5 protein-coding genes and 1 pseudogene are annotated in these 6,000 nt (G+C 63.9%); 3 read left to right on the top strand and 3 right to left on the bottom strand.

Annotation, left to right across the window (positions count from 1 at the left end; translation table 11 throughout):
- Window positions 1-212, top strand: a pseudogene (locus BPSG_RS06425) (IS30 family transposase); the annotation flags it as partial.
- Between the two features lie 59 nt (window positions 213-271).
- On the opposite strand, the gene BPSG_RS06420 reads toward BPSG_RS06425, so the two are convergent.
- Genes BPSG_RS06420 through BPSG_RS06410 form a run of 3 tightly spaced genes read right to left on the bottom strand, consistent with a single transcriptional unit; the run spans window position 272 to window position 3,866 of the window.
- Entirely contained in the window at window positions 272-1,573 is a 1,302-nt protein-coding gene (locus BPSG_RS06420) for an ABC transporter permease (RefSeq protein ID WP_026643934.1), read from the bottom strand.
- A complete protein-coding gene (locus BPSG_RS06415; RefSeq protein WP_026643935.1) occupies window positions 1,560-2,828 on the bottom strand; it encodes an ABC transporter permease in 1,269 nt (422 codons plus the stop codon). The genes BPSG_RS06420 and BPSG_RS06415 overlap by 14 nt, the downstream gene beginning before the upstream one ends.
- A 30-nt stretch (window positions 2,829-2,858) precedes the next feature.
- Complete coding sequence (locus BPSG_RS06410; protein WP_026643936.1) at window positions 2,859-3,866, bottom strand: ABC transporter ATP-binding protein; 1,008 nt, start codon at window positions 3,864-3,866, stop codon at window positions 2,859-2,861.
- A gap of 158 nt (window positions 3,867-4,024) precedes the next feature.
- On the opposite strand from BPSG_RS06410, the gene BPSG_RS06405 reads away from it, so the two are divergent.
- Both BPSG_RS06405 and BPSG_RS06400 read left to right on the top strand, forming a co-directional pair.
- On the top strand, window positions 4,025-5,212 hold the full coding sequence (locus BPSG_RS06405) for a sensor histidine kinase (RefSeq protein ID WP_026643937.1): 1,188 nt from the start codon (window positions 4,025-4,027) through the stop codon (window positions 5,210-5,212).
- Between the two features lie 2 nt (window positions 5,213-5,214).
- Window positions 5,215-5,859: a response regulator transcription factor gene (locus BPSG_RS06400; protein WP_026643938.1), complete on the top strand. Its 645-nt coding sequence runs from the start codon at window positions 5,215-5,217 to the stop codon at window positions 5,857-5,859.
- Window positions 5,860-6,000: the final 141 nt, after the last annotated feature.

Below are 6,000 nucleotides of genomic sequence, written 5' to 3'. Positions count from 1 at the left end.
CGCACAGCCCATGGCAGACGGGCACGAACGAGAACACCAACGGATTGCTGCGCCAGTACTTTCCAAAAGGAACAGACCTGTCCGCCTACAGTCAGGACTACCTCGATGCAGTGGCCGACGAGCTCAACGACAGACCACGCAAAACACTGGACTGGGCCAAGCCAAGCGAACGGATCATCGAACTTCTCAATGCCATGGAATACGCTCAATAAAGCATACAATCACAAGGACGTGTTGCAACGACCATTAGAACCCACCTGTTGACGGTTCCTTACGCTTCGGCGAGCTGGGTCGCGCCCGGGGCCGCCAGCTCGGGGCGGGAACGGCGCAGCTTCGAGAACGCGAGTCCAAGGCAGATGAACACCACGCCGAAGAGTAGCACGATCGCGTTGTTGGCGAGCCACAGTCCCGCATCGATATGGCCGTCCATGCCGTTGACCGCGTCGATCGACTGGCAGAACCACCAGCCGGGCAGCAGTTTGCCGATGACGATCATGACGTGCGGCATCATGTCAATCGGGAACGCCATGCCCGACGTGAACATGACGAGCAGGCCGAACACGTTCGCGACGGCGTTGACGGCGACGGCGTTCGCCGACAGCATGCTGAGCATGAAGCCGCACGCCACGCCGACGAACGCGTAGATCACGAGCGAGGCGCCGGAGTAGAGAAGCGTCGGCACGGGGATGCCGTTGAACGGCAGTCCCGCGGCCACGGGCAGTGCCATGGACACGCCCCAATACAGCAGGCTGACGATGACGCCGAAGAGCGCGCAGGCGGCAAATTGCTGCATCACCAGATTGCCAGTGCGTTGTGGTGAGGCGTACAGCCTGCGCCGCACGTTCGACTCGGAGAACGAGTTCATCGCGAGCGCCGTGCACACGAGCATCGCCGCGAGCAGTGGGTACACGCCCATTTTCGCCGTGGTGACATAGGCGGTGCGCGCGGATTCCTGCTTGTCGGTGGCGGCGTGCGGGTCACTTGCCACGCTGATGCTCGGGTAGGCGTTGGCGGACGCGTCCATTGTCGTGGTGACTGTGCCGGCGGCGGTGTTGAGCGATGCCGTGGTCACGGCCTCGCCAGTCTGGGTATGCTGCGCGAGGGCCTCGATGCGGGTGAGCCGCAGGAAGTCGTCCACCTGGAGTTTGGCGAGCGAACCATAGGCGCCGGTGAAACTCACCACAACGTCGAGTTTCGGTTCCGTCCCTCCGCTGGCGAGCGCGTCTGCGAGGCGCTGCGTGTAACCATCGGGGACGATCACGATCAGGTCCGCGTAGTTCGAGGCCACGGCCGTCTGCAGTTCCTCGCTCGTCGTGCCAACATCGACGAGGTCGCAGTCCTTGGCGAGGAACTCGCGCATCGCGTCGGCCAGTTCGCCGCCGTGCGCGTCGCGGTTGACCACGGCCACGTCCGCTTTGGCGGACTCATAGTGGACGGAGCTGTCGGATTTGGCCAGGTCGGAGATGATGCTCCAGCTCAGGCCGAACATCATCAGGCACAGCCACACCACGTAGATGAGGATCATGAGTTTCTGTGCGAGCAGGACCTTCAGTGTGGTCTTAAAGGTGTGCATAACGCTGCCTCCTGAGGAACACGGTCGCGAGCGCGAGCGCGAGGACGGCCATCGTCAGCAGGATGCCGACCGTCCGGAAGAATGGGGTATACGAGTCGTAGTAGAGGATGTCGTAGAACAGGTTGGTCACCTGCTGGGTGGGGTTGATCATCGCCACAATCGGCGCGTTGCGTTGGATCCAGTCGCTCAACGCCATCGCGCCGGAGCCATACAGGCCGCTCAGGAGCGAAAGCACGCACGAGATGGCGGTTGTCAGGCCGATTTTGGTTCCGGCGGTCAGCTTCGGCAACGAGCCGAGCAGTGTGCCGAGCGCATTCGACGAGAACGATGCGACGACGATCGCGAGCATGGTGGCCGCCCAACGGCCGCCGAACGAGATGCGGCAGACGAAGTGGATGTACAGCAGCGCCACGAGCAGTGAGCAGAATGTGCACAGCCAGCTGGCGAGGAACCCTCCCATGAGCTGCCTCAAGCGGGTCAGTGGCGCCATCGAGCGGCGCATACCGAGCGCGGAGAGGTTCGCCTGCGTGGCGCATACGGTCGTCACGGCGAAGGACATGGCCATCAGGGCGGTCATCGCGAGCAATGCGTAGTAGTAGCGCGCGCTTTCGTCCGGCTTGAAGTTCGTCAGACGCACCTGATGCGTGAAGTCCGGCGTCTCCTGCACGGCGGCCGTAAAGTCGGCGTCGTGCAGCACGGTGGGATCGGCGCCCAGGATCTGCGCCACGGTGAGCGTCTGCCTGTTGAACATGCCTATCGCGCCGTTGAGGATGCTCAGGGAGATGGGCAGTCCCGGCGATCCCATCGCATCATTCGCGTTCGATACGGTCGCGCGGCTGATCGTCATATGCACCATGCCATCGCCATCCACAGTCAGGAATCCACGCACATCATGGTCGTCATTGATCAGGTCGCTGGCATCGCCCACGGTATCCACCGCTGTCACGTCGAGCAGGTCGCGCAGATCCGTGTCGCCCGCATCCACGTCCATCGCGGCCGGTGCCGTCCCGCATTCCTGCGGCGTGACCGGCGTGCGCTGCATCGCGGCGATCAGTTGTTGCGCGCCTTCGGCCTTGCAATAGGCGGCATCCGCCACCACGGCGAACCGCATCGTGGTGATTGCATAGGTCGCGCCGAGGTTGCCGAACATGCTCAGGAACATCGTCGAGAGCAGGATCGGAAAGCAGAACAGCCAGAACAGCGACGATTTTTCACGCAGATTGATGCGCAATGTGGTCAGGAACGTGCTCCACATCGTGGTCTCTCCTTTCGTATACGCATGCGGTCAGTCGCGCAGGTCAGTGCCGGTCAGCGCAAGGAACACGTCATTGAGCGTCGGCGTGTGCGAGCTGACATGCCCCACAGGCACATCCGCCTGCCGCAGCGCCTGCAGCACGTCGATCAGATTGTGCGCGCCCTGTGCGCACGAGATGGTGAGCGTGTCCTGCTCGAACGCCACGTCGTGCACCGCGGGCAGGGCGCGCAGTGCGGCGATGGTGCGCGCACGTGTATCATCGTCGCCCGTGAGCGACGGCGCCTCGATGCTGATGCGCTCACCGACGTCGATCATGCGCTTGAGTTCGTCGTCGGTGCCGAGGGCGATCTGCCGGCCGTGGTCAATGATCTGGATGCGGTCGCAGATCTGCTCGACCTCTTCCATGTAGTGGCTCGTGTACACGATGGTGGAGCCCTGCGCGTTGAGCTGCTCGATGCCTTCGAGGATCGCGTTGCGGCTCTGCGGGTCGACGGCCACGGTCGGCTCGTCGAAGAAGATGAGCTTCGGCTTGTGCACGATGCCGCATGCGATGTTCAGTCGGCGCAGCAGGCCGCCGGAGAGTTTGCGCGGGCGGTACGTGCGGTAGTCGTCGAGTCCCACGAACGCGATCGCCTCGTCGACGAGCCCTGTGCGGCGTGCACGGTCTGCCACGTACAGCGAGCAGAAATACGAGATGTTCTCTTCGACCGTCAGCTCGTTGAACACGGCGATGTCCTGCGGCACAACGCCGATGCGGCGTTTGAGATCGTAGCTCGTGGGGCCCATCGGCTCGCCGAAGATGCGGATTTCGCCCGAATCATAGGTGAGCAGGCCGAGGATGCAGTTGATCGCGGTCGTCTTGCCCGAGCCATTCGGTCCGAGCAGGCCGTAGATCTCGCCGCGGCGCACCTCCATGCTGAGGTAGTCGAGAGCCAGGTTGTCTCCATAATGCTTGACCAGTTCGGTCACCCGGATGGCCGGGGTGGGCTGCGCGGTGCGTTGTGCGGCGCTCGCCGGGATTGGTGCTGTAGTGTTCATGCCAACCATTGTTCCAAGCGGGCGCGTGCCGACACCGTGCCTGCCATCACCAGTTTCGTGAAGCAGTGGTGACAAATGTCACAATGCGCGTTGCGGCAGCCGCGGTGTGCCCGATAATGGAAGCGGCAACACGTACACGGCACGGAAAGGAGCGCAGCATGGCGGACATCGCAGCCCATGTGCTTATGGCCGTCATCTGCACGTTGCTCGCCCTGCTGGCTGGCTCCGACATCACCGTGGCCACCGTGGTGGGCCTGCTTGTGGCGGTCTGTCTGGCGGCGCTCGCCGCGCTCGTAGAGACGAAGACATGGCTCACCTTGAGCATGGCGTTCTGCGTAGCGGCGGTCGCCATTCCGGTATGGGCCATGTTCCTGCCGCTTGTGGCGTGCGATCTGGCCTATCAACTCGTCTTCTCCGCCACGCCACGCACACGCCATGCCAAATATGTGCTCACGGCGGCGCCATGTGCGGCGGCTTGCGTGGTGACGGGCATGGCGTTGATGAGCATCGGCGGCGTGTGGCCACATGACGCGCGTGCGCTCGCCTGCATGCTGTTAATGCCGCTCACCGTGCTGACCGCCGTGGCGGGTTGGCTGCGTGCCGATGGCCTGCGCTCGCAGATGCGCTACCGTGCGCTCGCCGATGCACGACGTGAACGGCTGCGCCTGTCGCATGCGCGCATCGCCGATGTCGAGGCGCAGCGCACCGCCGACATGCGGCAGGCCCGGCTCAACGAACGCACGCGCATCGCCCGTGAGATCCACGACAACGTGGGCCACGTCCTCACACGTGCGATTATGATGACGCAGGCCGACCATGTCGTGGCCGCAACGGTGGGCGACGCCGAGCATGCCGCGCAGTTCAGCCAGATCAGCGCCACGCTCGACGAGGCGATGACGTTGATCCGCGCGTCGGTGCACGACCTGAAAGACGAGGGAACCGATTTCCACAGCATGGTCGAAGACGCCGCATCGGTCGACGAGGGTGTTCCGCTGGTGGTACATCTGGCCGATGGCATCAAGCACGCCCCGGCCGCGGTCGCGCGCTGTTTCGCCGCGGTCATCCGCGAGGCGCTCACCAATGCGGTGCGGCATGGCACGGCGAGCGAGGCCACGGTGAAGCTCATCGACCTGCCGGGACTTTGGCAGCTCATCGTGCAGGACAACGGCGGCAAGCCCATAAGCGCGGGCGCCACGCGCTCGGCGGGCATCGGGCTTGCCGACATCGAGGAACGCGCCCGCGCACTCGGTGGCAACGCCACATGCGGGCCATACGGTGAAGGCTGGCGCGTGTTTGTCTCCATTCCCAAACAGGACCCGGCACAACAGACCACACAAGGAGCATGATGATTTCAGTGGCCATTGTCGACGACGACCCGATTGTGTGCTCGTCGATCGGCACGATACTCACCGCCACCGGCACCGCGCAGGTGCTGTGGAGCGCGCATGACGGCGAGACCGCCGTGGCGAACTACCGTCGGCACGCGCCCGACGTGCTGCTCATCGACGTGCAGATGCCGGGCATCGACGGCCTCGAGGCGGCGGCGCGCATCCTGCGGGGCGACCCCGATGCGCGCATCCTGATCCTCACCACATTCGCCGACCCCGACTATATCCGCCGTGCCATCGACCTGCACACCAAGGGCTATCTGATCAAACAGGACGTCGCCTCCGTGGTTCCGGCAGTGCAGGCGGTCATGGCGGGCCAGGTGGTGCTCGGCGCCGAAGTCCTAGGCCAACTGCCGCTGCATGTGGCGCCACGCGAAGGCGGGGCGCCGGGCGAAAGCGTGGGGGAGGACCCGCGGTTCGCGGTGCTTACCGACCGTGAGCGGGGCATCGCAGCCCTCGTGGCCGAAGGATTGGACAACCGCGAGATCGCGGGGCGTTTGTATCTGAGCGAAGGCACGGTGCGCAACCGCATCAGCGACATCCTGGCCAAGACGAACATCTCGAACCGCACCAAACTCGCCGTCGAATGGCTCGCATGCCACTGATGGGTGTCCGCCTTCACCGTGGGCGAGGTGGAATAGCGCTTTGCACGGCGGTGTTGAATGCAGTGGAGCAACCGTATTGGACCGTTCCCATCGTATTGTCAGAAGACTTTCAGATTGTAGGCGAATTCTTCGCGTACAATA

Origin of the sequence: Bifidobacterium pseudolongum subsp. globosum (assembly GCF_000741295.1) — a bacterium.
GTDB lineage: Bacteria > Actinomycetota > Actinomycetes > Actinomycetales > Bifidobacteriaceae > Bifidobacterium > Bifidobacterium globosum.
The sequence above is the reverse complement of the archived record's forward strand: the minus strand, read 5'-3'. Positions and strand labels throughout refer to the sequence as shown.